The organism is Candidatus Peregrinibacteria bacterium, from assembly GCA_030700255.1.
GTDB lineage: Bacteria > Patescibacteriota > Gracilibacteria > UBA1369 > JABINC01 > JABINC01.
Genome location: JAUYJN010000018.1, coordinates 1 through 24551 on the forward strand (window position 1 = coordinate 1; position 24551 = coordinate 24551).

27 protein-coding genes are annotated in these 24551 nt (G+C 37.5%); 5 read left to right on the top strand and 22 right to left on the bottom strand.

All coding sequences use genetic code 11. From position 1 onward, the window contains the following. Positions 1-650: 650 nt before the first annotated feature. From recG to tyrS, 3 genes are read right to left on the bottom strand one after another with little or no spacing between them, the layout of a single operon-like run. Positions 651-2708: an ATP-dependent DNA helicase RecG gene (gene recG / locus Q8P68_02295; GenBank protein MDP4008000.1), complete on the bottom strand. Its 2058-nt coding sequence runs from the start codon at positions 2706-2708 to the stop codon at positions 651-653. A 28-nt stretch (positions 2709-2736) separates the two neighbouring features. Next, complete coding sequence (locus Q8P68_02300) at positions 2737-3426, bottom strand: hypothetical protein (protein MDP4008001.1); 690 nt, start codon at positions 3424-3426, stop codon at positions 2737-2739. 9 nt (positions 3427-3435) lie between these two features. After that, entirely contained in the window at positions 3436-4635 is a 1200-nt protein-coding gene (gene tyrS, locus Q8P68_02305; protein ID MDP4008002.1) for a tyrosine--tRNA ligase, read from the bottom strand. A gap of 41 nt (positions 4636-4676) precedes the next feature. On the opposite strand from tyrS, the gene Q8P68_02310 reads away from it, so the two are divergent. Continuing rightward, on the top strand, positions 4677-5711 hold the full coding sequence (locus Q8P68_02310; protein ID MDP4008003.1) for an RluA family pseudouridine synthase: 1035 nt from the start codon (positions 4677-4679) through the stop codon (positions 5709-5711). A 1-nt stretch (position 5712) separates the two neighbouring features. On the opposite strand, the gene rplU is transcribed toward Q8P68_02310, so the two are convergent. From rplU to rbfA, 7 genes are all read right to left on the bottom strand, one after another. Continuing rightward, positions 5713-6153 carry a 50S ribosomal protein L21 gene (gene rplU / locus Q8P68_02315; GenBank protein MDP4008004.1) on the bottom strand — a complete coding sequence of 147 codons (441 nt, stop codon included), beginning with the start codon at positions 6151-6153 and terminating at the stop codon, positions 5713-5715. Between the two features lie 90 nt (positions 6154-6243). Beyond that, complete coding sequence (pth, locus tag Q8P68_02320) at positions 6244-6795, bottom strand: aminoacyl-tRNA hydrolase (GenBank protein MDP4008005.1); 552 nt, start codon at positions 6793-6795, stop codon at positions 6244-6246. Positions 6796-6798: 3 nt separating this feature from the next. Then, positions 6799-8292, bottom strand: a complete 1494-nt coding sequence (gene obgE, locus Q8P68_02325; protein MDP4008006.1) for a GTPase ObgE — start codon at positions 8290-8292, stop codon at positions 6799-6801. Positions 8293-8315: 23 nt separating this feature from the next. Beyond that, positions 8316-9044, bottom strand: a complete 729-nt coding sequence (locus Q8P68_02330) for a DsbA family protein (protein ID MDP4008007.1) — start codon at positions 9042-9044, stop codon at positions 8316-8318. Positions 9045-9062: 18 nt separating this feature from the next. After that, entirely contained in the window at positions 9063-9635 is a 573-nt protein-coding gene (locus Q8P68_02335) for a uracil-DNA glycosylase (protein ID MDP4008008.1), read from the bottom strand. After that, positions 9619-10527, bottom strand: coding sequence for a hypothetical protein (locus Q8P68_02340; protein ID MDP4008009.1), 909 nt, complete (start codon positions 10525-10527; stop codon positions 9619-9621). Before Q8P68_02340 ends, Q8P68_02335 begins: the two co-directional genes overlap by 17 nt. A gap of 33 nt (positions 10528-10560) precedes the next feature. After that, a complete protein-coding gene (gene rbfA, locus Q8P68_02345; protein MDP4008010.1) occupies positions 10561-10893 on the bottom strand; it encodes a 30S ribosome-binding factor RbfA in 333 nt (110 codons plus the stop codon). A gap of 23 nt (positions 10894-10916) precedes the next feature. Here rbfA and fmt point away from each other — a divergent pair, with 23 nt between their 5' ends. Next, complete coding sequence (fmt, locus tag Q8P68_02350) at positions 10917-11945, top strand: methionyl-tRNA formyltransferase (GenBank protein ID MDP4008011.1); 1029 nt, start codon at positions 10917-10919, stop codon at positions 11943-11945. Positions 11946-11950: 5 nt separating this feature from the next. Here fmt and Q8P68_02355 read toward each other — a convergent pair whose 3' ends face one another. The 5 genes from Q8P68_02355 to ssb form a co-directional block, all read right to left on the bottom strand. Further along, positions 11951-13363 (bottom strand): O-antigen ligase family protein, encoded by a 1413-nt coding sequence (locus Q8P68_02355; GenBank protein MDP4008012.1) that lies wholly within the window; start codon positions 13361-13363, stop codon positions 11951-11953. 29 nt (positions 13364-13392) lie between these two features. Next, entirely contained in the window at positions 13393-14817 is a 1425-nt protein-coding gene (locus tag Q8P68_02360) for an extracellular solute-binding protein (GenBank protein ID MDP4008013.1), read from the bottom strand. Positions 14818-14852: 35 nt separating this feature from the next. After that, the gene (locus tag Q8P68_02365; GenBank protein ID MDP4008014.1) at positions 14853-15869 is read right to left on the bottom strand and encodes a glycosyltransferase; all 1017 of its coding nucleotides are present in this window, start codon (positions 15867-15869) and stop codon (positions 14853-14855) included. An 18-nt stretch (positions 15870-15887) separates the two neighbouring features. Beyond that, the gene (locus tag Q8P68_02370) at positions 15888-16967 is read right to left on the bottom strand and encodes an HNH endonuclease signature motif containing protein (protein MDP4008015.1); all 1080 of its coding nucleotides are present in this window, start codon (positions 16965-16967) and stop codon (positions 15888-15890) included. A 155-nt stretch (positions 16968-17122) separates the two neighbouring features. Further along, entirely contained in the window at positions 17123-17545 is a 423-nt protein-coding gene (ssb, locus tag Q8P68_02375; GenBank protein ID MDP4008016.1) for a single-stranded DNA-binding protein, read from the bottom strand. A gap of 285 nt (positions 17546-17830) precedes the next feature. Here ssb and Q8P68_02380 point away from each other — a divergent pair, with 285 nt between their 5' ends. The 3 genes from Q8P68_02380 (at position 17831) to Q8P68_02390 (ending at position 20369) form a co-directional block, all read left to right on the top strand. Beyond that, on the top strand, positions 17831-18505 hold the full coding sequence (locus Q8P68_02380) for a riboflavin synthase (protein MDP4008017.1): 675 nt from the start codon (positions 17831-17833) through the stop codon (positions 18503-18505). Positions 18506-18514: 9 nt separating this feature from the next. Next, positions 18515-19051 carry a 6,7-dimethyl-8-ribityllumazine synthase gene (ribH, locus tag Q8P68_02385; GenBank protein ID MDP4008018.1) on the top strand — a complete coding sequence of 179 codons (537 nt, stop codon included), beginning with the start codon at positions 18515-18517 and terminating at the stop codon, positions 19049-19051. Between the two features lie 124 nt (positions 19052-19175). Next, the gene (locus Q8P68_02390) at positions 19176-20369 is read left to right on the top strand and encodes a phosphoglycerate kinase (protein ID MDP4008019.1); all 1194 of its coding nucleotides are present in this window, start codon (positions 19176-19178) and stop codon (positions 20367-20369) included. A 33-nt stretch (positions 20370-20402) separates the two neighbouring features. Here the strand turns inward: Q8P68_02390 and Q8P68_02395 are convergent, their stop codons facing one another. The 7 genes from Q8P68_02395 to Q8P68_02425 form a co-directional block, all read right to left on the bottom strand. After that, complete coding sequence (locus Q8P68_02395) at positions 20403-20597, bottom strand: hypothetical protein (GenBank protein MDP4008020.1); 195 nt, start codon at positions 20595-20597, stop codon at positions 20403-20405. Positions 20598-20637: 40 nt separating this feature from the next. Continuing rightward, the gene (locus Q8P68_02400) at positions 20638-21105 is read right to left on the bottom strand and encodes a RuvX/YqgF family protein (protein MDP4008021.1); all 468 of its coding nucleotides are present in this window, start codon (positions 21103-21105) and stop codon (positions 20638-20640) included. Position 21106: 1 nt separating this feature from the next. Continuing rightward, positions 21107-21559 carry a 50S ribosomal protein L9 gene (gene rplI, locus Q8P68_02405; protein ID MDP4008022.1) on the bottom strand — a complete coding sequence of 151 codons (453 nt, stop codon included), beginning with the start codon at positions 21557-21559 and terminating at the stop codon, positions 21107-21109. A gap of 80 nt (positions 21560-21639) precedes the next feature. After that, positions 21640-23289, bottom strand: coding sequence for an ABC transporter substrate-binding protein (locus tag Q8P68_02410; protein ID MDP4008023.1), 1650 nt, complete (start codon positions 23287-23289; stop codon positions 21640-21642). A 6-nt stretch (positions 23290-23295) separates the two neighbouring features. Further along, the gene (secG, locus tag Q8P68_02415) at positions 23296-23514 is read right to left on the bottom strand and encodes a preprotein translocase subunit SecG (GenBank protein MDP4008024.1); all 219 of its coding nucleotides are present in this window, start codon (positions 23512-23514) and stop codon (positions 23296-23298) included. A 22-nt stretch (positions 23515-23536) separates the two neighbouring features. After that, on the bottom strand, positions 23537-23908 hold the full coding sequence (locus tag Q8P68_02420) for a phage holin family protein (protein MDP4008025.1): 372 nt from the start codon (positions 23906-23908) through the stop codon (positions 23537-23539). An 86-nt stretch (positions 23909-23994) separates the two neighbouring features. Continuing rightward, positions 23995-24543 (bottom strand): hypothetical protein, encoded by a 549-nt coding sequence (locus Q8P68_02425; protein MDP4008026.1) that lies wholly within the window; start codon positions 24541-24543, stop codon positions 23995-23997. Positions 24544-24551: the final 8 nt, after the last annotated feature.

Here is a 24551-nt window from a genome sequence, read left to right on the forward strand (position 1 = left end):
TATGAAGGTTTTTTGCTGCCAAAAGATGGTTTTTCGGCTTGACCCCAGCGGATTCCTTCTAGGTATTTTTACCCACTAGTCCGTTTGTTTTTTTATTGTTCATATCTTTTATATTTATGGATTATTAGAAGAAAATATTAACAAAAATTCGTAAAAATTGCCAGACTAATATAGGCGAAAAACATGAGTAATAAGCATAATATCACCATTTCGAGTTGCGCGAGAATGGAAATGTTTTGTGGTACGCACGCGCTCACCTGCGTATGGGCGAGGGGGTAGGGAAATGGTTGGAAAAGGTGAGTTGGTGGGGAAAGATGAGTTTGGGGAAAAGGTGAGGCGGGGAAAAATGGCACGGCTGGCGTGTTCTAAAGCGGAGCTACCCGCCTTTGGCGGGTTGATACCCCGTCCATAAGGAGGGGGATGAGCTTGTTCCAGAATCTTTGTGGTGTAGAATTGGAGTATGAAATTGAGAAGGCAAGCGCATACAGTATATAAAACGAAGGAATATTCCCGAAAATTGGGCTGAAGGTTCCACCGTTGAGTAAGAAATTTAGGAGGATATGACGTCTATCACTCATGGGAGGATATGCTGTCCATCACTCATCACTGAAATTTTTGCCCAAAGTGTTTAATGAGGTGGGATGGAGTTGTTACACTAAGTGGGCTTCGGTTCCGCTTTCTTTTATAGCGCGGTGCAGGCGCGGATAATTTGTGAGGAGCGGGTCTTCGCTTATTAGTTTTTCTGCCTCAATCCTAGCTTTTTTGATTATTCTTCCATCTGAGAAAGTGGCCATGCGAAGATCCGGTACGCCACTTTGGCGTACACCATAAACCGCGCCTGGGCCACGGAGCTCTAAATCTATTTCTGAAAGCTTGAATCCACTTGAATGTTTTACCATAGCGATAAGTCTTTGTTTGTTTTCATCTGTGAAATGATGCGGGAATAAGAAGCAATACGATTGATGAGCCCCTCTTCCGACGCGGCCACGAAATTGATGAAGCTGAGAAAGTCCAAAACGCTCCGCTCCTTCGATCATCATAATTGTCGAATTTGGTACGTCTATCCCTACTTCAACAACAGAAGTTGAAACTAGAATCTGTATTTCATTTGCTGAAAAGCTTTTCATGATACTGTCTTTTTCTTCAGACGTTAGACGTCCATGTAGTAGCCCAAGTTTGAAATTTGGAAAAATGTGAGCCTTAAGTCTTTCAAATTCTTCAGTGGCTGCTTTTACATTTTCTAATTTTTCCGACTCTTCAACTAGTGGGCAAATTACAAATGCCTGTTTCCCCTCCTCTATCTGCTCAGCAATCCATGTGTAGGCATCACTTCTTTTATGTTCAGGCACTATTCTAGTCATTATTTCTTGTCTACCGGGTGGCAGCTCATCTATCACAGAGATATCCTGGTCTCCGTATATTGTCAGAGCGAGAGTTCGAGGAATTGGAGTTGCTGACATATTGAGTAAATGAGGATTGCCAAATTCTTTTAATTTCTCTCTTTGTTTAACGCCAAACCTATGTTGTTCATCCACTATTGCAAGACCTAGATTTTTGAATGTTATAGAATCTTGGATTATTGCATGTGTTCCAATTACTATGTCTATCTCGCCATTTGCAAGCATAGTCGTACGTTCTTTTTTATCTTTTGCAGGTAGTGACCCAAGAATTAATTCAACTTTTATACCAAATTGCTCGAGCATTTTTTTGAATGAGCGGCAGTGTTGTTCGGTAAGTATGGATGTAGGTGCCATTACAGCAACTTGAAAGCCCGCTTTTACCGCTTGAAGCGCCGCTGCCGCCGCAACGACCGTTTTGCCTGAACCGACGTCTCCTTGAAGAAGTCTGAGCATAGGATAATCCATATCTAGATCTCCGCATATTTCTTTGAGTGAACGGTCTTGCGCACCAGTTAATTTGAATGGTAGTCCGTTTAAAAATTCTTTGTTTAGTTTTTTATCCAATTTAATTTTTTTTTCAAACCCCTCTACCCCTTTTCGCCAAGCCCATTTTTTTTGTAATGCTGATATTTGCAAAAAAAGTAATTCATCAAAGGCTAGCCTTTCTTTAGCTTTTTCTAATTTTTCTTCTGAAGTTGGGAAATGAACTTCTTTGATCGCCTCTTTCATTGGCAGGAGTTCGTTTCTTTCCCTTATTTCATTTGGATATGGATCTTCCAAATATTCCGTCATGTACATTAGCGGATGTAATTTTTCTCGTAGCCATTTTGAGCTTATTCTGCCATTTTGCCCCTCTATGTCTTTTTCACTGTATATAGGTATGATTTCTGCGCTGTGAACCTGATCTTTGCCTTTTAATTCTACGCTTGGGTTTTGCATGGTTATTTTGCCAAAGTCGAATTTCACTTTACCGGCAAGTGTCACCGAATCGCCGGGAGCTAGTTTTTGCTTAAGATACGGCTGATTAAACCATACAACCTCTAGAGACCCTGTGTTATCAGTTACTAATGCTGACAATATGTCCATTCCCCTTATTTTTTTGCTGGAAAAATTACTTAGAACCCCTTTGATTACTTGCTTATCACCAGGTTTTAATTCTAAGATATTGGTTTCTGATTGATATTCATATCTTCTTGGGAAATACATTAAAAAATCTCTGACAGTTCTTATTTCGAGCTCTGCCAATTTTTTTATGTGTCTAGAGGTCGTTCGAAGTACACTGCTAAGATTTTGATCAAGTACGGTCATTTCAATTACGTCATGAATATTTTTGCCCTTAACTTACTTCAAGGGAGTAAAAGATTGTACTACCTGGAAATCTTTTAATCAATTCGATAGTACTGTCCGTGCTCCACCAGTCAAGCATATATGTTGACTGCGGTGCTTCAACTATACATGCATTATGTTGGTTTTCATTTGATCTTACTTCTACGATCGTCATTTCACTGCAACCGGAATCAGCTGATGGTTGAGTCAAAATTTCATCTGTTAGAGGAGATCCAAAATTATTTTCATCTACATTTATGATTATGAGTTTTGACCATGAAGATTCGAATCCTTTTGTCAGATTCATAGCTATGAACTTACCATCAGGCGAATTTAGTACGCCGCCTATATAATTGTAAGTATCGTCAAATGGAGCGTAAAATATTTTTGTCTTACTTTTTTTGAAATCAATTAATCTTACTCCGGTTGTTGATTCCAGTTGTACTAAATATCTGTTTTTTTCGTAACCAGGTACGTTTTTTATAATATAATCCTTAAGCTCTTTTGATAATGGCTCTGCTTTGAATTCTATTGGATTCCTTGGTATCTTATCTCCCATTTCGATAGTTATACCGAATGCCCCACCGTTTACATGACTACGTAAACTTCCTTCCGGCTCCGGATAAGTTTTGCTTCCACAGCTTATAAGAAAAAGAGATGAAATGAGAATTATTGATGTGAGAATGTATTTGTAATTCATGATATTAAATTATTTTTTTATATAAAGAAATTTTCGTTTTCCTACTTGGAGAAGTGTTTTTTCTGTCGAGAGAGAGAGTTCCATATGTGGATCATCGATTTTCTCTCCATTTACTTTTACTCCGCCCTGTTCCATAAGTCTTCGGCCTTCTGCCTTTGAAGGGATCATTTTTTGGTTGTACAATAAATCAAGTAAGTTGATAGTCTCATTTCCAATCGAGATTTCCTCTATATCATCCGGAAGTTCTTTGCGAGCAAATTGATTTACAAACGCCTCTTCCGCGTCATCGGCTGCTGCTTCATCATGGTAAAGAGTAACAATTTCTTTTGCGAGTTGTACTTTGAGATCTCGTGGATTTGTACCGGATTTAAGCTCTTTTTTGATTCCTTCAATTTCTTTTAGTGTGAGTTCTGTCGCAAGTGTGAAATATTGCGTGATAAGCTCATCTTTGATTGACATGATTTTCCCGAACATATCTCTTGGCTCATCTCCTATAGCGATATGATTATTATATGATTTACTCATCTTGCGTCCATCCGTCCCCTCGAGTAGATCGAAGGTCATACAATGCTTAGCACGTCCGTTGATTTTTTCCTGAAGGGTTCTTCCAGCCAAGATATTAAATAATTGATCGTTCCCTCCAAGCTCTAAGTCGACGTCCATTGCGACTGAGTCATATCCTTGCATAAGTGGGTATAAAAACTCATGTACACCTATTGGTTTACTGTTTTTAAATCGTTCTTGGAACATGTCTCGCTCCATCATTTGTTGTACTGTAAAATTCCCTGCTAATTTTATTACGTCTGCAAAATTCATTTTTGAAAGCCAATCGTTGTTGTTTAGAATTTTCACAGGGTTCTCTCCTTCGAAATCAAGTATTGTTGCGGCTTGTTCTTTGTACGTTTCCGCATTTATCATCACTTGCTCATATGTGAGTGGTGGCCGTGTAATGTCTTTACCTGTAGGGTCTCCAAGTTGTGCGGTAAATCCGCCAAAGAGTAAAATTATTTCATGTCCAAGTTCTTGAAATCTACGTAGTTTTCTTAACGGTACGGCATGCCCTATGTGTAGCTCTGAGCCGGTTGGGTCTATACCTAGATAGAGTTTTATCTTTTTGCCGGAGAGTAATACTTTCTCTAATTCTTCCTTTACGATCACATTTGTAACGCCACGAGTTAAAATATCGTTTACTTGTTCTTTTAGTTCCATTATGGTTTTATTTTAGTTGAATTTAATTCTTATCATTTCTCATGCCTGAAGACAAAGTTTCCAGAGAAGCCAATTACATTATAAGTGCTCCCATAGAATTTACAATAAAATCTCCGGAAGTTGCCGGAGAACGGCTGGACAAACACCTTGCAAAGCAATTCCCTGGTCATAGTCGTCGTTTTTTACAGGATCTTATTGATAATCAGAAAATACTCGTAAATGGAAAAAAGAAGTCTCCAAGCTACAAAACTAAGGTTGGAGATAGTATTTCTGTTGATTTGCCTGATCGTCCGGTAAAATTAAAAATTGAAGCACAGGATTTGAATCTGAATGTTGTTTATGAGGATCCTAATATTTTGGTTATAAATAAACCGGCAGGTATGGTTTGTCATCCTGCTGATAGATATAGACATCTTACCGGCACCGTCGTGAACGCAGTGCTCCACCATTGTGAAGGCCAACTTAGCGGTATAAATGGTGTTTTACGTCCAGGTATAGTTCATCGCTTGGACCGTGATACCTCGGGGCTTCTTATAGTTGGAAAAACAGATATAGGTCATCGACATATGTCCAAAGTTATAAAAAACCGTTGGATTGAAAAATATTATTTGACCCTTGTGAGTGGTCATTTGAAGCCAAAAAAAGGAACTATTGAAGCACCAATAGGTCGTGACCCCAAACATCGCTTCAAAAAAGCCGTCGGGGGTATAGAATCAAAAGATGCCCTCACCCATTATGAGGTTTTGGAGTATTTGGGAGACGAAACTGCGAAAAAAAGCCCCGATAGCGGGACTTTTGCTAAAGCAACTTTACTCAAAGTACGCATAATTACCGGTCGTACTCATCAGATCCGTGTGCACTTGTCTTCTATAGGCCATCCGGTCATTGGCGATAATATGTATGGAAATGATGATGTGAATGAATATTTCAAGGGGAAATATGGCTTAGAAAGGCAGTTTTTGCACGCTTGGAGACTTAAATTCCGCATTCCGGGAGAAGAAAAAGATACTGAATTTATAGGCGAAATCCCTGCTGATTTACAAAAGGTGCTTGATGATAGTGGTGTTGAAGTTTAGATTATTCAGCTTTCTTTGTTGCCGGCTTCTTTGCCGGAGCTTTTTTCTCCGCCTTTGCTTCAACTACTTTTTCTTCTTTTATAGGAGCTTCTTTTGCTTCGACTTTCTTTACCGGAGCCTTAGTACCTCCTGACAGAGCGACTTTAACAACTTCAACTTCAGTGTACATTTGTCTGTGACCTTGAGTTTTTCGGTATCTTTTCTTTGGTTTCATTTTGAAGATACGAAGTTTTTTATCTTTGAACTCTCCAAGTACTTTGACTTCAATGTAAGCTCCTGCGATGAATGGCATACCAAGTGTTACTTCTTTATCAGAAATAAGTAGAACTTCGTCGAATTTAACTTTATCTCCTTCTTTTGCTTCTTCCATGAAGCTAATCTGCACTTTGTCGCCCTCTGCGACTTTGTATTGATGACCTTTGATTTCTGCTATTGCAAACATAGTTTTGAACTTTAAATATGCTCTTAAGCTCTAAGAGCGGGGTGATTTTACATGCTGTATAAAAGCTTTGCAAGCAAAAATGCGATGATTTTACGTCTTTATTCTATCAAAGATTGTTTCGATCGATTCTGAAATTTTATTTTCGATGATTTCCGTCTCATGTTTGGCGAATCCTCCGAGCACATAGTCACTTAAGTCGATTTTGGATTTCAGATCTTCCGGACGGTTTTCTATGCCAAATCTGAGACGTGGAAAGTCTTCTCCTATGTGTTGAACGATTGATCTCATGCCGTTGTGAGTACCAGGTCCGCCGGAGCTTCGGAAGCGCAATTCGCCAAGTGGTAGGTCTATGTCGTCATAAACCACGATTAAATCTTCGCTTGAGAGTTTAAAGAAGCTTTTTATAGTAGCTACAGTTTCTCCGGATAAATTCATGAATGTCAGAGGTTTGACTAGGATAAGTTTATCGTTTTTATCGTTTGGATTATTCGTTTCAGTGATTAGCGCTTTGAATTTCTTGTTTTCTTTAAAATCGTCCGCCCCTACTCTAGCCTTGAGCTCATCTATTATCATCCAGCCGATATTGTGCCGGCTTTTTATATATTTACCTCCTGGATTTCCTAATCCTATTATTACTTTCATAATTTAGTTTCTGAAGTAAAATCTTTTTCCTGCGATCATTATTACATCACCGAGAGCAGCTCCTTTTGCTACGAGCTTTTTGTTGATGTCCATTTTTCTTATTACATCATGTACACGATCGACGGCTTCATCACTGTTAGTATCGGTCATTATTACTATTTGCTCAAGTCTTTTACCTTTGATTTCAAATATTTGGCGTGAGAATTTTTTTATTCGATCCTCTTTTTTGAAACCATTTATCAATTCATATAACTGATCTTCGTACTCTTCTTCAGTGATTTCACCTTCTTTTAGCATGTCACGTAATTCTTTTTTCTTTATACGTTCTTTGTGTGTCATACGTTTCTTACCCTCTTGTAGTTCACTTGTGACTTTTTCTGAGTCTATTAGCTCAACTTCAAACTGATGATTGCTTGTGAGCAAATGTGGGCGGAATGTTTTGTGATCTTCGGTTTTGGCAAGTAGTTCAAGGACATCTTGGTCTTGGACTCTCATTTCTTTCACCTTACCCCACATAGAGAACATAAGATCTTTTAAACCATCTCCGGTTAATGCGGATATAAAAAATAATTTATTTTTTTTCTTGAATTCAGCGAACTCTTTTTCTATCTCAGGATAAAGTTCTTCTATAAGGATATCTGTCTTGTTTATCACAACTACTTGGTCTTTTTCAGCTAAGTCTTTGGAATATTTGGCCAGCTCTGCATTTATAGTGTCGAAACTTTCACGAAGATTTCCCAGCGATCCATCGAGGAGATGAATAAGGAATTTTGCTCTTCCTACATGGCGTAAAAATTCGTGGCCAAGCCCTTTGCCTTCTGCGGCGCCCTCTATAAGACCCGGGATATCAACTACAGTGAAACTTTCCCCCATACTTCCTCCGAATGGTTTCATATCAACTACTCCTAAATTTGGCACTAATGTTGTGAAGTGATATTCTGCAATCTTTGGTTTTACGGCTGATATACGTGAGATTAGTGTGGATTTCCCGGCACTTGGTAGTCCTATGATTCCTATTTCCGCAACTAGTTTTAGCTCCATGTGAACTGTTAGCTCTTCGCCCGGTTCGCCGAGCTCTGCGAAGTTAGGAGCTTGTCTTGTACTAGATGCAAATTGAGCATTTCCTTTACCTCCCATACCACCTTTTGCAATTATTACTTCCTGATTTCTAAATTTTAAATCGGCAATTACGTTGCCATCTTCATCTTTTACTATTGTTCCAAGTGGTACCTCAAGTATTAAGTCAGAACCGGTATGCCCATTTTGATTTCTTTTTGCTCCACTCCCTCCAGATGTCGCTTTAAAACTTTTTTTCGTATTAAAATCAACTAATGTGTTGATATTTTCATTTGTTTTTAAAATTACATTTCCTCCGCTTCCCCCGTTCCCTCCATCAGGACCTCCCATTGATATATATTTTTCACGTCTAAAACTGGCGCACCCGCCTCCTCCGTTTCCAGCTTTTAATGTTACAGTTGTCTCGTCGCAAAAATTCACGTGATACTTGGTTTAATGTTAAATTATTTCAATTCAGCTTCTATCAATTCACTCATCTCTGTGAAATTTCTAAATCCTACCACCATTTTACCATTTATGAAAAATGTTGGAGTTCCATTTACTTTAAGTGATTTACCGGTATAAAAATCAAAACCTATTTTTTCGAGCGTAGAATCGGCATCGAAGCAAATTGCAAATTGTTCCGTATTAATTCCAAGTTTACCTGCTGCATTGGTCAGGATAGTTTTTACATCAGCATTTTGCCATGAATATTGATTTTCAAATAGATAATTATGCATTTCCCAGAATTTGCCTTGTTCGTATGCACATTCTCCAGCTTTAGCCGCACTAATTGCATATTCGTGAATGTTATATATTGGGAAATCCCTATATACTAATTTTACCTTACCGGTATCTATATATTGTTCTTTGATTTTCTTTCCGGTCTCTCTATGGAATTGTTCACAAACCGGGCATTGAAAGTCTGAAAATTCAATTATTGTTACCGGAGCATTGAGATCTCCGAGAATTGGATTCTCATCAATATTTATCGCTATCCTTGATTCTTCTTCAAAAGTACTTTGAGCTTCTTCAGTTGGGACGTCTGTTTCAGACAATCCTTTTATAATATCTTGCATCTTCCCTCTGTCGGTTAGCGATTCCTCTGAAGTTGGAGCCTCTGTGCCTTGACTACAAGCGCTGAGTGCTAATACGCAAAGTAAACTTATAAGTATGAATTTTGTATTTCTCATGATTATTTAATAATGAATTTAAATTGTATTAATTTTTAATAGTTTTGGTATTCTCGCAAAATCTTTATGTAGTATAGCTCTATAACTGCCATTGTATAGTGCAAATGCCGGATGATACATGGGCAGATATATTTGTTTTTCGGTTGCGATACCTTTGTGCTCTATCGGTTCTCCATGAACTTTTGATATCTGTAAGTCTCGCGGAAGAAATCTGTACATCGCATGCCTACCAAGAAGTACTATAAGTTTTGGCTTGATTAAAGCTACTTGTCTTTCGAGATATGAATAACATGAGGCTACTTCATCCGGTTTTGGGTCGCGGTTTTCCGGTGGCCGGCACTTTACTATATTTGTGATAAATACGTCTGATCTTTTTAGCTCTATTCCATTTAGGAGCTCATCCAAAAACTTGCCGGCCGCTCCAATAAATGGTTCGCCTTTCAGATCTTCGTTTTTACCGGGCCCCTCCCCTATAAACATAATATCGGCATTTGGATTGCCACTTCCGGGGACTGCATTTGTTCTGGTTTTACAAAGTCCGCATTTTTCACATGACTTTATTTGCTCACTGATTTCAGTAAGAATGCTCATATCTCTTTTGAAGTATTTTGCTTATAACATACATCATAATTCCTACTACAAGTGTAATAATCCCTGCGAGAGTAATTAAGTGAAGTATATCTCCAAAGGCGAAATCAAAGATTGAACTGACTTTCTCTTCTGAAAAGGTAACGCCGGAGGAGTCGAATGCATTTCGTACAGTTTCGCTTGTATATAATGATTTAACGATAAATCTGGAAAGGACTTCAACCGATGATGTCAAAAACCCAGCTACTGCTAATGAAGAGCTTACTTTTCTGACTCCTATATATAATGGATGTAAATTTAAAGCGAAAATCCCAGTAAGAGGTGAAAGCATAAGTGATATTATAATCATATTTACTGTGAATTTCCTCAGTAAAATAAATTGAAGTGTTTTGACGATATTATCTACTACTGAGTTTTCTGTCTCTATCTCTATTGTTGGTGGGATTCCAAAATTGATATTTTTCCGGAGATAAGTTTTCGCCTCTTTCTGCATTGATACTGTAGGAGTGGTTTCTTCTACTAATTTGTTGATGAAATCATTCTCTTTTTCCTTCAAAAAAGTAAGATCTATGACTATCATCTTGCCGTCATAGTTTTCGATTGAATCAAAAACAGTATTTGCAGTATTTAAAATATTTTCTTTTGTAAAAGTCTCTTCAAATATCATTCTTATATTTTCTTTGGATAGCGCGGATGGCATTAGTCCGGATTTATCCTCTATAATTCCCTCTATATGTTCAGATTGGATTTTGATGAACTCATTTGCAAAATGGTTTTCATAGTAATCTCTATCCAGGTATGTATTGAGTATGCTCAATATGAAAATGCCAAGTGTGAAAATGATAAAAAACATGAATTTCATAGAAATAGTCAGTGTTGAGCTTAAAAATCGCATATGAATTTAATATTTTATTTTATATTTTTATTATTATTCTATTCCACTTTTTACTATTAATTCATTCATCTTATTTAGGTAATCGCTCTCTACATCTAATTCAAATCTTAATTTTGGCGTTATTCGTAATTTTACTTTTTTCATTAGTTTCTTCTGAATTACCGGCGTGATTTTCGTTAGATATTTTATTAATTCTTCTTCGTTTTTCATAGCGCTTACGAAGATTTTCGCATGAGAAAGGTCTTTTGCTGTGTCCACTTTCATAACAGATATTAGCTGAAAAGACGGGTGATTGTGTTCTAGCAAAATAATATCGCTAATTGCTCTATGTAGTAAACTGTTAACTTTTGATACTCTTTCACTCATCTCTTTTAAATTGTTTAACTGATATGATATTCTTCTTACAAATTACAAATCAACGAACGCACTCTATCAGAATGAATCCAAAAATTAAACTTATTTTTTTCGGCACACCGGAGATTGCTGTCAAATGCCTTGAGGCTCTCAAGTCAGATAGCTCTTTTGAGATTTTAGCTGTTATTACTCAAGAAGATAAACCTGTTGGCAGAAAGAAAGTGATGACGCCACCGGACGTAAAAGTATACGCAGAGTCTGTGGGTATCCCTGTTTATCAGCCGACAAATATAAGCGATGACGTGTCATTGTATGAGCAGCTCGCCTTGCTTCCGCCAGATTACAATGTCGTAGTGGCATATGGGCAGATAATGTCACAAAAGTGGTTAGATCTTCCCTGTCTTCGCTCCGTCAATTTGCACGTTTCTTTATTGCCGAAGTATCGAGGAGCTTCTCCTATGCAAGAAACTTTGAAGCATGGAGATACGACGACCGGAGTTTCTATTCAAGAAATGGCATTTTTGATAGATACCGGAGGTATTTTATCTCAAGAAGAATTTGAAATTGAACCAAATGATACATTCTTGGAAATCTATGAAAAAGCAGGTTCTATAGGTGCCCGCCTTCTCGTTGAAACCTTGAAGTCCGATTTTGACGCAACTTCTGATCAAGGACGTCTTACAGGTACCATACAAGACAACTCGAAGGCTTCTTATTGCACCAAGATCACCAAGGAAGATGGATTTGTCGATTTTGCAACTCTGACAGCTACAGAAATTTATAATAAATACCGAGCTTACAAATTATGGCCGGGAATATGGACCATGATGGGTGGTAAGAGAATGAAGCTGACAGAGGTTATGACTTTACCGGATGCTGACTTTGAAAATCTTGCGAACTCCGGACAGATGGCCGGTTTAGATGACGACTCTACTCTTAAGAGTATGAGCAAGACAAAAGACCGTCTTTTTGCAAGATGCGAAGAGGGAATTCTCGAGATTCTAAGATGTCAGGTTGAAGGCGGCACAGAGATCAGTGCGGAAGAGTTTTTGCGTGGGAATTAGATTGTTTATTTTTCTATGCTTACTCCGCTTTCTTCTAAGTTGGCGAGGTAGTTTGTCATGACTCCGAGGATTACCATGAGGAATATTCCGGCTGAATAATTGGTGTAAAAATAATGGTCTAAATTTGCGAGTATGAATATATGAGTAATGAGTATGATTGCGAAATATATCGGGAAGCATTTGTATTTGCCTTCGATTTTTGTGAGAAGTTTGAAGAGGTGGAGCAGGCCGATTGTGAGGCCTGCGATGATACTTGCCGCCGCTAGTATTCCAAGTTCTGTGCCGATAAGTAAAAACATATTGTGAACAGGCTCAAATTCCCATGGCATTAATTTTTTGGAACTAAAATCTGCCACTGCATTTGTGTAGTTGCCAAGCCCTACTCCCATCGGGTGAGCGAGAAGCATTGAGAAGCTTGTTTTGATTTGGTCTATACGTTCAACCAGACTTGTATCTCCGACTAATTTCAAGCGAACTAATATTAGATTTAGAATTCCCGTAAAATATCCTATAAATATAAAAGTGAGAAATGTGAATGTGAAATTTCTAATTTTGGAATATGTTATTTTGAATTCTCTAAATGCTAAAAATATTATTAAGCTGACGATCGTTGCGAGCCAGGCTGCCCTAGAAAAACTTAGTAGAACTCCAAGGGACAGTATGCCGATTAATATATTAGCTTTTTTCTTTGGCATTAGTTCTTGCATGCGTAGGTAGCCTGCAAGTAAAACTCCTATACTCAAAAGTCCGCCGAATATGTTTGCATGTGTGAATGTGCCATAAGGGCGGATCACCTTTAGGCTGCCAATATCTATTTTTGCAACATTTAAAATCTCCGGCCCTATGTTTGATTCTCCAAGGAAGCTGAGCCCTACAGAAGATTGGAGGATGAATTGTAACAACCCTAGAAAAACTTGGAATACAAGACAGCTTAAAATTAAAATTATTAATCTCTTTTCAGAGATGAGTCTATTTATTACAAAAAGATAAACGATGAGTAATTTGAACAATTGAATTAGCCAGAAGAAAGTTATTGTTTCATTGATACTGAAAAAATATGATAAAAGTGCGAAGAAAAATATTCCGGCGATTGCGAATCTTGCATGGTTATTACCAATGCTAAAAAAAATCCTTTTAGAATTAAGTGTCACATACAATCCGTAAAAAAGTATTCCAATAGAGAACATTATATCACTCAAATAAAATTGAAATGTTGTGTATGGACTAAATTGGCCGCTCCATTGAGTTCCCTGCAGTGCGACGGTATTTATTTGAAAAAAACTTAATATAATACCAAGACAGAAGCAAAAGATAGCTATTCTTCTTGTTGTTAATTCCTTCTTTAAATGATACATCGAATTATAAAGTTTGTGCCACATTTTTTTCAACTTGCTTAGCATTGTAGCTTCTTTTTTCATGTGTTTACCGGCTTTTTGTACTTTAGTAATTATTTTGTAACCTCTTTTACTTTAGGGAATACTCCATCCGTAGGTATCAATGCATTTATTTGGTCTTCACCTTCTTTTAATGCAGTCTTTACCGGAACTGTCGCTATAACTTTGTTTATCATTTCTTCGAAAGCTTCGTTGTATTTTATTGGATTTGTCATAGGTATGCTTTGTGCGTAACCGACTTGTTTTGCGAAAACCCCATAGATTGGGTCATTAACTTGTTCTTCTATTAGGTCCCTTCTTGCTGCAGGTCTTTTTGTTTTTTGATTGTAGTATCGAGAATTCTCTTGGTTTGTTATGAAGTTTATAAGTAGCCATGCTTCATTTGGGTGCTCGCTGGTTCTTGCTACCGCTGGAGAAAAATATGAGGCTAGAGTTGCCATATTGCCAACACTTTCTTCAGGATTAAATACCTGTGGGATTTCTGCTACAGCTATATCAGTCACTTCAATTGCACTTGGATTTCTTTTTGCGATAGTGTTTATTTGGCGTGCTATATCTTCATATAAATATGAATATCCGAGAATCATTGCAACTTTACCTCTGGCGAATGTGTCGACTTCTTGCTCGGCACTGTTTACATCACTTAAAAATAAATTCCATGTGTAATTCCTGCTCGTAGGTAGTCCGTAACCTGTATACATGCTGAGTGAATCAAGCCCCGGTGTGTTTGGTTTACCAAAACTATTTATCCCTTGAGCTTGTCCAAATATTGCTCGTCCGTATTTTTCATCATAAAATTTTGTACCACTTTGCAGTAGCAAAGTTAGGAATATTTCTTTTGCCCTCAATATATTGTCGGCCCGCCCCATTGCGATACCCGCTACTTTGAATCTTTCAAAGCTGTTATCTTCTTTTTTTAATTTAAAAATATCTTCTTCAAGTTCTGACCATGTTCGTGGTGGCTTACCTCTTTCAGGTATTTTTTCGTTGTAATATTTTTTGTTGTAATACAGTGCGAGTGTGTCGATATATAGAGGGAAGCTGTATATTTGATCTATACCTGTTTCATCTTTGATTATCAGGTCTTTCGTGGCTATATCTACGTAAGTTGCTTCAAAACTTTCACGGGTCACTGAAGTTGGTGCCGGCATTAATTTTTTGTGATCCATCAAAAACCAAGAATTGTGGAGGAAAAATACATCCGGCCCCTGCCCTTCGGCAAGTTCGTTCACGATTAAGTCTCTATATTCATCTACATCATTGAACTTCCTGTAATTCACCTTGATCCCGGGGTTCGCGCTTTTGAATGCTTGGAGCATTGGCTCGAAGATATCCTCATTATCAAACATATTGTATACAGTCAGTTCTGTGAAATTCGCGCTACCTACCTTTTTACTTGGCTGTTCTTTTTTTTGACATCCGGAAATACTGAAAAGTAAGATCAGGATTGCTATTTGTGCGATGATTTTTTTTAGCATTTTTTTATGTGTTTTAGATTTTATGGGTTTTGGTATTATCTTTCTAAACCTTCTAAATAATATTTTTTAGAAAGTGCGTAATAATAATAGTTCATCCATTTCTTATTCAGTTTACTCAATACTTTGAAAAGTTGCAAAGTTATTGGGTTTGATAGCATTTTGAATGCTAAGATTTTTGATTTCGAGGGTTTGATTTTTAATTCAGGATATTTTTTATCTATTATTGTGGCTGACTTTGCAATCATCCTCATGCGAGGAGCGATGCTTGCTTCCGTGATTACATGGTGGTGCCAGCCTATTGCCTTTGGATTGTATAGGAGTTTGAAGTTATGTTTTTTTTCGAGTCGATATCCGAGCTCTATATCTTCCCAACCGTATTCACTAAAGCTTGGGTCAAATTGCTCTTTCTCGAGTATTGATTTTTTTAGTGAAATATTTGAAGTGTAAAAGAAATTGTAGTTTGCATGTTTTTTGTGGCCGTTGTTGTCATTTTTGTCACTATTATTGTTTGAATACCCTATGGCTTTTTTGCCGAATGCGTCTTTTCCGTCAGGGCAGCCACCTAGTTTTTCATATGCGAATTGATGCCCGCCATATTTACCAAATACGCATGACCCATTTGTAAGCCATTGCATGAAATAACTTAATCCCCCATTTTTAGCCAAATCCGGATGCCAGTCTGTGAATCCGAGGACTCCTTCGGTTTCTTTCGGGTATTTCTTGTGAAATTTCAGATGTTCTTCCAGGAAGTTTTTGTTCGCAGGAATGACGTCGTCTCCAAGGAATATTACGATATCTCCTTTTGCCTTTTTGATTCCGTTATTGCGTGCAATCCCTTGTTTTTGATTTTTTTGCCATACGTATTGGAAATTCGGATTTTTTTTATGAAATCCTTCTACTACTTTTTTTGTTGATCCTTCATCTTTTGATCCATCATCAATCACGATTACTTCATAATCTTTATTTGCCAAACTTTGCTCCATGAGACTTCGCAAAGTCCGCTTCAAAATATCAGCTCTTTGATATGTAGGTATGACTATAGAAAGTTTCATACATCAATCATACCGACTTCATTCTTTTCTGTACATATGTACCTTTGAGTCGATTGAGAGTTTGTTTTTGCCCTCAAGAGTTTTATTTAGTTCCTCTTTGTGTAATAGGTTTCCTGTTTGCCACATGTCGCTTTGGTTATCTTCATTTATAATTTCACCGGTGTGTGCAAGTAGCTCATGTTTTTTGCATATTGGGACTATTGATTCCGAATTATGATTCTTATTTAATGCAAACCGTTTTATATGATGTAAAATCATCCCTGCATTCCTACAGTTTGGGTAGGCGCAACGTCCTTCATGTTTTTCACGTATGGCTTTTTTTATTGCTTCGGGTATGTATCGAGAGGTTTCATCGGTTTTTTCTGATTTTTGTTTTTTTACTTCTTTTGAATTTGTATTTCTTGAAGTTTTGGTATTCGTTGTTTTACATTTTTTCACGACTTCTTCCATAAATTCATTCCACGTAAGCGTTATTTTCCTTTCTTTTTCAATCGCTTGTTTTAAATATCTAAGTTGGAATTCTGTCTCCGGACTTACTGCAAATGATAAAGTGGTCCATTTGTTTTCATGGAAATGACCATAGCCTTCGTTTGCGATACTTTCTATTTGTTCTGCAGCTTTACTCTTAAGAGTTAGATCATTATTTATTCTTGGATTTTGTCCGGATTCTTGATTGTTTCTGAATTCTTGTACAAATACCTCAAGGGCTTGTTGTGGCATACTCTTAACTTTTTCCGCCCATTTCCCATCCGTTTCTTTCGTTGCTACCCATGCAACTTTTTCTATTTTACTCCAACCTTGATCTCCGGATATGAGTAGATTTTTCAGAGCAGGTTTATCTTCAACTTTTATGGCAATTCTTAGTATTTTACCGGTTGCTTCATGGCTCATTCCGGCAAGCTTGCCGGCGAATTCGTATATTGAGGAAAATCCACGTTTTTTGTGGAGTTCTCTTTTTGCAACTTCCGGTAAGAGGCCTGCGAATTTACGTTTCCAGATTCTGGTTTGGAGTCCAAAGTCTTTGCACTTTTGATAAAGTTCGGAATCGGAAAGGGATTCTATTTCTAAACTTATACAGATACGGCCGGTTGTGTTCATGTGTTTTCGTTAGCGAATTAATTTTCAAAAAGCCGATACCTAATTCATGTATAAATGTGGTAGGGTCGGCCTTTTGAGTTTTTATTGGCTTTGTAGGTCTTGGATGATTCGTTATGCATAGGGTTTTTATGCCCATAGGTGGTAAAGGCCGACTATTAAGCTGCAACCAGCTCGCCGTCTTCAACTATTTCAACTTCCATGTTTTCTGTAGGTAGTTCGTCAGAAGTAGTTTCTTCATCTTCTTTTTTCCCATAGTCGAGTGGTTTTAAACCACTTACAACTACTTCGGTGACGTATTTCTTCTCACCCTTTTCGTTTTTGTAGTCGTGATTTACAAGTTTACCCTCTATATACATGAGGCGTCCCTTGTTGCAGACTTTTGATGCGAAATCAGCTAGCCCATTCCAAGCCACAGCCTTGTGGAAATTGGCATTGCGCATAACTTGCCCTTCCGGGTTTTTCCATTGCTCGTTTGTGGCAATAGTGAAGTTTGTAACTTTCTTTCCGCTCTTTGTCATTTTGAGCGTTGTATCGGCAGTTACGTTACCGATAAGTTGGACTTTGTTGATACTTGGCATGGTAGTTTTTGGTTAAGAAATACTTGCCAGTCATTTTTTGACGAGCAGAACATAGCAATTGAAATTAAAAATTCTTTAAAATATCGAATAAAAAAACATTAAATCGTTTTTAAAAAAAACATGAAAGAAATCTAAAATATTCTGAATTTGAAAATGTAATTGAATTTTGTAAAACAGATCGTCGAGTTTCGTAAGTTTGTGAATTTGATGCGCTATTTTTCAATTCTGCCATTGCTTAAAACCTCCAAATATACTTAAATGTTGGTGCTTTTTTAGAATAAAAATATGTTTACAGGAATCGTAAAAGAAATTGGAACTGTCAAGTCGGTTGTGAATAAAGACGATGGTATTTACTTCGTAATTGAAGCGGATATGTCGAATGTTGCCTTTCCTTCCACTCTTTTAAATGGGGATAGTATTTCTGTAAATGGTGCTTGTCAGACTGTGGTTGATTTTGAATTGTTTGACGATGGAAAATATGGATCTTTTACAATTCAGTCTATTCCAGAGACTATGCGTGTTACAAACTTCTCTGATTTTGAAGTTGGAACAAAAGTAAATTTGGAACCGGCTATGAAACTTCAGGATTCTATTGATGGGCATTTGGTACAGGGGCATATTGATTGCACCGGATTGGTGGACGCTTTGGAGCGCCAAGATAATGGCACTGCGCTTAGGATTATATTTTCGGAGGATATAGAGGAATTTATTGTTTACAAAGGTTCGATAACTGTAAATGGTGTAAGTCTTACTATTTCAAAGGTTGGGTCAACAGAGTCTTCAGATGAAATCGATTCAAGAGTTAGTTGTAACTTTTTTGAGGTTTCATTGATCGCCCATAGTATCGAAAATACAAACCTTGGACTTTTAAAAAAAGGTGATAAAGTAAACCTAGAAGCTGATATGATGGCTAGGTATGCTGCAAAGATTATTGAATTTTCTAATCGAAGGAACTCTTAACTCTAAAAAATGCTAGAAGGATCTATAAAATACAGTGGTGGAAAAATAGGAATTGTTGTGAGTAGATTTAATGACGATATTACCGGTAACTTACTCAAAGGGGCTATTCATGGTTTGAAAAAATATGGTGTACCCGATGTCGATAGTGATGGCGAAAATATGATAGAAATAGTACGGGTGCCCGGCGCATTTGAAATCCCACTTACTGCTCAGAAACTGCTGCGAGGTGAAACCGGTGGAGAGGCGTGTGATGTTGTTATAACTCTTGGAGTTATTATTAAAGGAGATACCGAGCACTATGAGTATGTATGCAAAGAGACGGCTGATGGAATTATGCGTGTACAGCTGGATGAAGGTAAACCTGTGATTTTTGAAGTGCTTATGGTCGATAACATAGAAAAGGCTTATGCAAGATCAGTTGTGCCGGTGGATGAGAATGGTGAAGGCGAAGAAGACAAAGATGGTGGCTCAAACTGGATGAAAAACAAAGGATACATTGCGGCATTAAATGCTCTTGAAATGATTAATCTCTATGGCAAAATGTAGCCTGAAAGTTCAGCTGGGTTGGTAGGTTAAACATGCCCTGAGGATGGCTTGTGATGTTACTCTTAAGAGTAAAGTTGCTCAATAAACTGGAAATATCGCAAATTATATTCATAATAATTTAAAAATGGCTCTCAAAACTCTCAAAGACGTGGATCTCAAGTTCAAACGTGTACTTTTGCGTGTGGATTTTAATGTTCCTCTGGATAAAGAAACCGGCGAAATTCAGGATAATACTAGGATAGTTGCCGCGATGAATACTATTTACGATATTCTGGATGGTGGAGTGACTGAGCTTGTTATCATGACTCATTTAGGGCGACCAAAAGGTGAGAAAGTCCCTACTCTATCTACCAAGGTTCTTGCAGAAGAATTGAGTAATATTATGGGGGAAGAGGTCCTGCATGTGAGTGATTGTGTTGGGATTCCATGTAAAAGTCAGGATCATAGAGTTTTTATGCTTGAAAATGTGAGATTCCATCCGGAAGAGAAAAAAGGCGATGAAGGGTTCGCAAAGAAATTGGCAGAGCATGGAGATGTTTTTATTAATGATGCATTTGCAGTGTGTCATAGAGATGAGGCGTCCGTTACTACTGTAGCCAAGGTGATGCAGGCTGAGGGTAAGGCTATAGCTGCTGGGCGTTTGGTAGAAAAAGAAGCCGAAATGCTTGGGAAGATTTTGGAAAATCCAAAAGCTCCTTTTGTGATGATAGTGAGTGGTGCAAAGGTTGATACGAAAATAGGAATGATTCAGAATTTTTATGACAAAGTGGATACTTTTATACTTGGTGGCGGAATTGCGAATACATTTTTGGCTGCAGAAGGATTTGATGTTGCAGACTCTTTATATGAAGAAGACAAAGTTGAACTTGCTCGTGAAATTTTGGTTGCTTGTAGCGAACATGTAAATGAAGTCGTGATCCCAACCGATGCGATGGTTGCCTCAGAGTTCAGTGCAACGGCAGAGGCGGCGCATGTACCGGTTGAAGATGTGATGGGTGATATGAGAATCCTTGATTTAGGTAGTAATACAATTGATCGATGTGTTGAAATTTTATCAAATGCCGAAATGATTGTTTGGAATGGCCCTCTTGGAGTTTATGAATTCCCACAATTTATGGAAGGTACAAAGCGTATTGCGGAGGCTATCGCAGCAAACAAAAATGCAACTACCGTTATCGGCGGTGGAGATACTGTAGATGCTGTAAACAAACTTGGAATTTCATTCAAAGAATACACTCACGTGTCTACCGGAGGTGGAGCGATGGTTGAATTTTTGGAAGGTAAGGTTCTCCCTGGGATTGAGGTGCTGATGGACTAAAGTGTCCCACTTGGAGAGGTTATTACTTCATCTTCACAACCCCTCCTCTTCAATAAAATCTCCATCTTCATCGATTGCGAGTATGTGTTCTAATGTTTTTCTCATATCTTTTTGAAATACAACTTCTTCATACGCCGCAGTTACTCCGGTTTTTGTCGCTTGCTCCCTCTCTACTCCCTTTGCTTTAGCTTCTAGCATTGCTGTATACCCAGCCATAATTCCTAACATACTTTCTTTTTTTTAATTACGAGACGTCAATCTTAACATTTTAGGTTTTTTTGTCAAGATACCCCTGGAGCATAATTCGTGCGGCTTCGGCGTCATCTTGTTGAGTGTCTATTTGAGATCGCTTTTTCCTCTTCATGGTTGATTTTACTTCACGTATGTTTTTTTGAGCATCGAAGCTGGAAAAATCTTCATTGGCGAACACGAGGGATATGTCGAGTTTTCGTTCTTGCAACGCATGTTTCAATTCCAATGCGAAAGCCTGGATTTTGTCTTTCCACTCCCCCGCTTGAGAAGGTAAGCCAAAAACTATTATTTGGAAAGGTTTGTCGTTACCTTGGTTTTGTTTCAAGCTTTGTTCTTGCAAAATCAGTGCTGTGAGCGTTTTGAGTTGTGAAGTTAGGTTTCCTTCTATGGTTTGCCATGTGAACGCCAAAGTGCCGCTCTCGTCACTACGTGCGAGACCGGTTTTCGTGGTTCCGAGATCAATTCCAATTAGTTTTCTTTGCATACTATTCAGTAGCTTCTACCACTATTTTAACCTCTGCCTTATGTTTTTCACTTAGTTTCACTGTTGCAGTAAATTCTCCAGCTTCTTTGATTGAACCTCCATCAATTGAGACAACATCTTTTGTAAGCTCCATTTTTGCTTGAGTTTTTAGAGCTTCCAGTATGTCATCAATAGTTATTGAACCGTAGAGAGTTCCTTTTTCAGATACTTTTTCTTTGAATTTAAGTGTGATACCATTAAGTTTTGCCTTAGTCTCCTCAGCTTTTGCCATTAATTCTTCTTTTTCTTTTACCGTCTGTTCTTTCATGGTTTCATATTTCTTCAATGCATCTTTTGTTGCAAGCGCAGCAAGACCTTTTGGGAAAAGGTAGTTACGAAAATATCCAGGTTTTACGTTCTTAACATCACCTGTATAGCCTACTCCTGTTATATTGTGGGTCAAAATTACTTGCATGTTTTTGGATTTTACATTTTATATACCGTGTGCCCGAGAATTCTAGTCAAAATAGTTGTAAAGTCAAGAAAAACTCATGTTTATTTAGCTTCCCATAGATGAAGGTTGTTCAATCTGTCCGTTGGAATAGCTAAATGGGGCGCTTTTACGCCTGAAAATTGCCTATCAACCAAATAATAATAACTTGGTGTATATAGGAAAACTGCCGGTGCATCTTCAGAAAAAAGACCTGCCAGTTCTGTTAATTTCTTTTCTTTTCCGGTTGGGTCAAAATCATGGCGGATCCTTTCAATCAATAAATCCGCTGTAGGATTTGTGTAATTTGATAAATTCAGGCCATTTTGATTTATCTGACTTGAATGCCAGAACGAATATACATCCATGTTGTAACCAAGGTTTTGTCCATATAATAGTAGGTCGTAGTCTCTTTTCATGATTGCACCTTCCAGTTCTGCAAGTGGAAGTCGAATTATTTTTAATTTTATACCGATGGCTTTTAGTTGTTGTTCTATATTGCTTACAACTTTCTGTGTAATTTCTTCAGCTTTTGAATTTTCATCATAAAGACGTGCAAGAAGTCTTATGTGAAATATTTCCCCATCTTCATTTACTCGGAAACCTTTTTCTTGATTCAAACTCCAACCTGCGTCAAACAAGGCTCCCATCGCTTCTTGTATGTTACTTTGATTCCTCCAATCGTCTTGCTTCAGTTCAAGTAGTGGAGTGTCGATACTTTTTTTGTAGCCCACCGCATCGAGTATAGACTGTTTCTCAATAGCTTTTTTTATTCCCAGCCTTGCTTTTTGCTTTTTCAAAAATGGCGAATTTGTATTCATAAATAGAGCTGTGTATTGCGGTAGCGTATATTCATTTAGTTTGAATCTACTGTCCTGGATTTCATCTTTGAAATAAATCGGAACTCTTGCCATGCCATGTACGTTGTATTGTCCACTAATCATTGAACCAAAATCCGGATATATATTGAAAATGACATTTGTTATATTCCCGCCTTTTTCGAAATAATCATTGAATTTTTTTAATTTAACTTGTGTTATTTCTTTTTCAGCTATGTGTATAGAATCAAATTCAAATGGCCCACATCCAATAGGTTTAGAGTTGAATTCATGATTTGGCAGATTAGCTACTGTTATGTCTTTTAATATATGTGCAGGAAGTAATCCATTTACCGTACTTGTGAAGAAAAATGAATTAGGGGCATTTAATATGAATTCTACAGTTGATTCATCTATCTTTTTTATTTCTACATTCGTGAAAGTTTCCTTTAGGATACGATTCCGGAATTTTTCATTTTGGATTACAGTTTGATATGTAAATATCACATCATCAGCGGTCACGGGTGTGCCATCATGCCATTTGATATCCGGTTTGATTGTAAATGTGTATATAGTTTGTCCAGTGTCAAGTGTGTGAGTTGCTATACTTTCTTCCACCTGACCTGTTTCCGGATTGTATTTGCTGAGACTGCAAAAAAGCAGACGTGAGATATCTTGATCCACGCTGTTGAAATCTGTGTATACCGGATTTAATTTTTGTACTGAGCCGTAAACAGCTTCTGTATATGTCACTTGGTCACCTTTTTTACTCTTTAGTGCATCCGGTATTGCTTGATAATATATTGATATAAGAGAAACCAGAATAACTGCACATAGCAATATGCTAAAGGCCTTCTCAAAACGACTATAGCTTTTTATTACATTCTTAAATTTCACGATTTTTTATTTAACTAGTGCGATTGCCACTGCTAAGAACACGAATAATCCGGTTAAGAGGATCGTTGAATTGTGTAAAAACTTTTCAGCACCTCTTTTTGTTGAATGGAATTCACCTCCACCGCCGAATACGGCCCCTAGCCCACCACCTTTGTTTTGAATCAAAATAGCGAGGCATAGAAGTATTGATACTACTATGTGAATAATGATGAGTACGTTATGCATTTTATTTTAAATTAAAAATTATTTATCTTTTAAAAAGCCAGTGTTCAAGCCAGTTTATCACTCCAAACACCGCTCCGGCGTATAAGTACGTCACTCCTCCTCCTGCCATTATTATGTTGAATTCATTTATTGCAAGAACATCGAATAAATTAACCAGAAGCCATAGAATTGCCGCATTTATCACAACTAAAAAAAGTCCACCACTTAAAAATATTATAGGAAACGAAAATACTTTTATTACCGGTTTGATGAATGCATTTAAGAATCCAAGCAGAGCTCCGGTAAATATGAGTAGACCCCACCCTCCTTCGTATGTAACCTGTGGCACTACTTTTGTCACCGCATAAAACGCTAATGTATTGAGTAGTATGCCGAGTATTAGTTTTCTAAGCATGTTGCTTTGATTAGAATGTTTGTTTTCTGATTTGCAAAAATTCCCTGCCATTTTAGTCGGAGAGTTATCAATTGTAAAGGTGTGAGTTATGTATCTAGATTAACTGACATTTCATTGAGTTGATAACCTCTTTTTATCAATTCAACAATGATTGGAAATGACATTAATCCATTTCTTTTTGCTTCCTCAAAGTCACGACCTACATTAATTTTTTCTGATAATGCTATGCCTAGAGCTTCCATTATTTCGTCTATCTCATCAAAGAATTGTTGCCACGTCTTTTCTTCTGCATGGAATGTTTTTTCGGTTTCTACTAACTTATCTCTACTTGTGCCGAACATTTTTAATGTGACATCTCGATTGTCTATTCTTCCAAAGTAATTCGGGAAATTAGATACAAGGTTAAGAACTGCTGTTTCGTCAGGTTTTCCAGCTATTTCTACGCCGGCCTCTACAGCTTCTTGATACCACTTTGTTAATGCAGACTCCACTACTTCAGGTAGCTCTGCAAATTGATCGAGATGTTCTTCATTTATAACTTCTGCTAAAACTGCTCTTAGCCATGTTGGTGCGGGAACTGTTATTATTTCTGAGTCCTCATCTTCTTCGGTTGCTAATGAATTTAATCTGAGCATTTTATTGT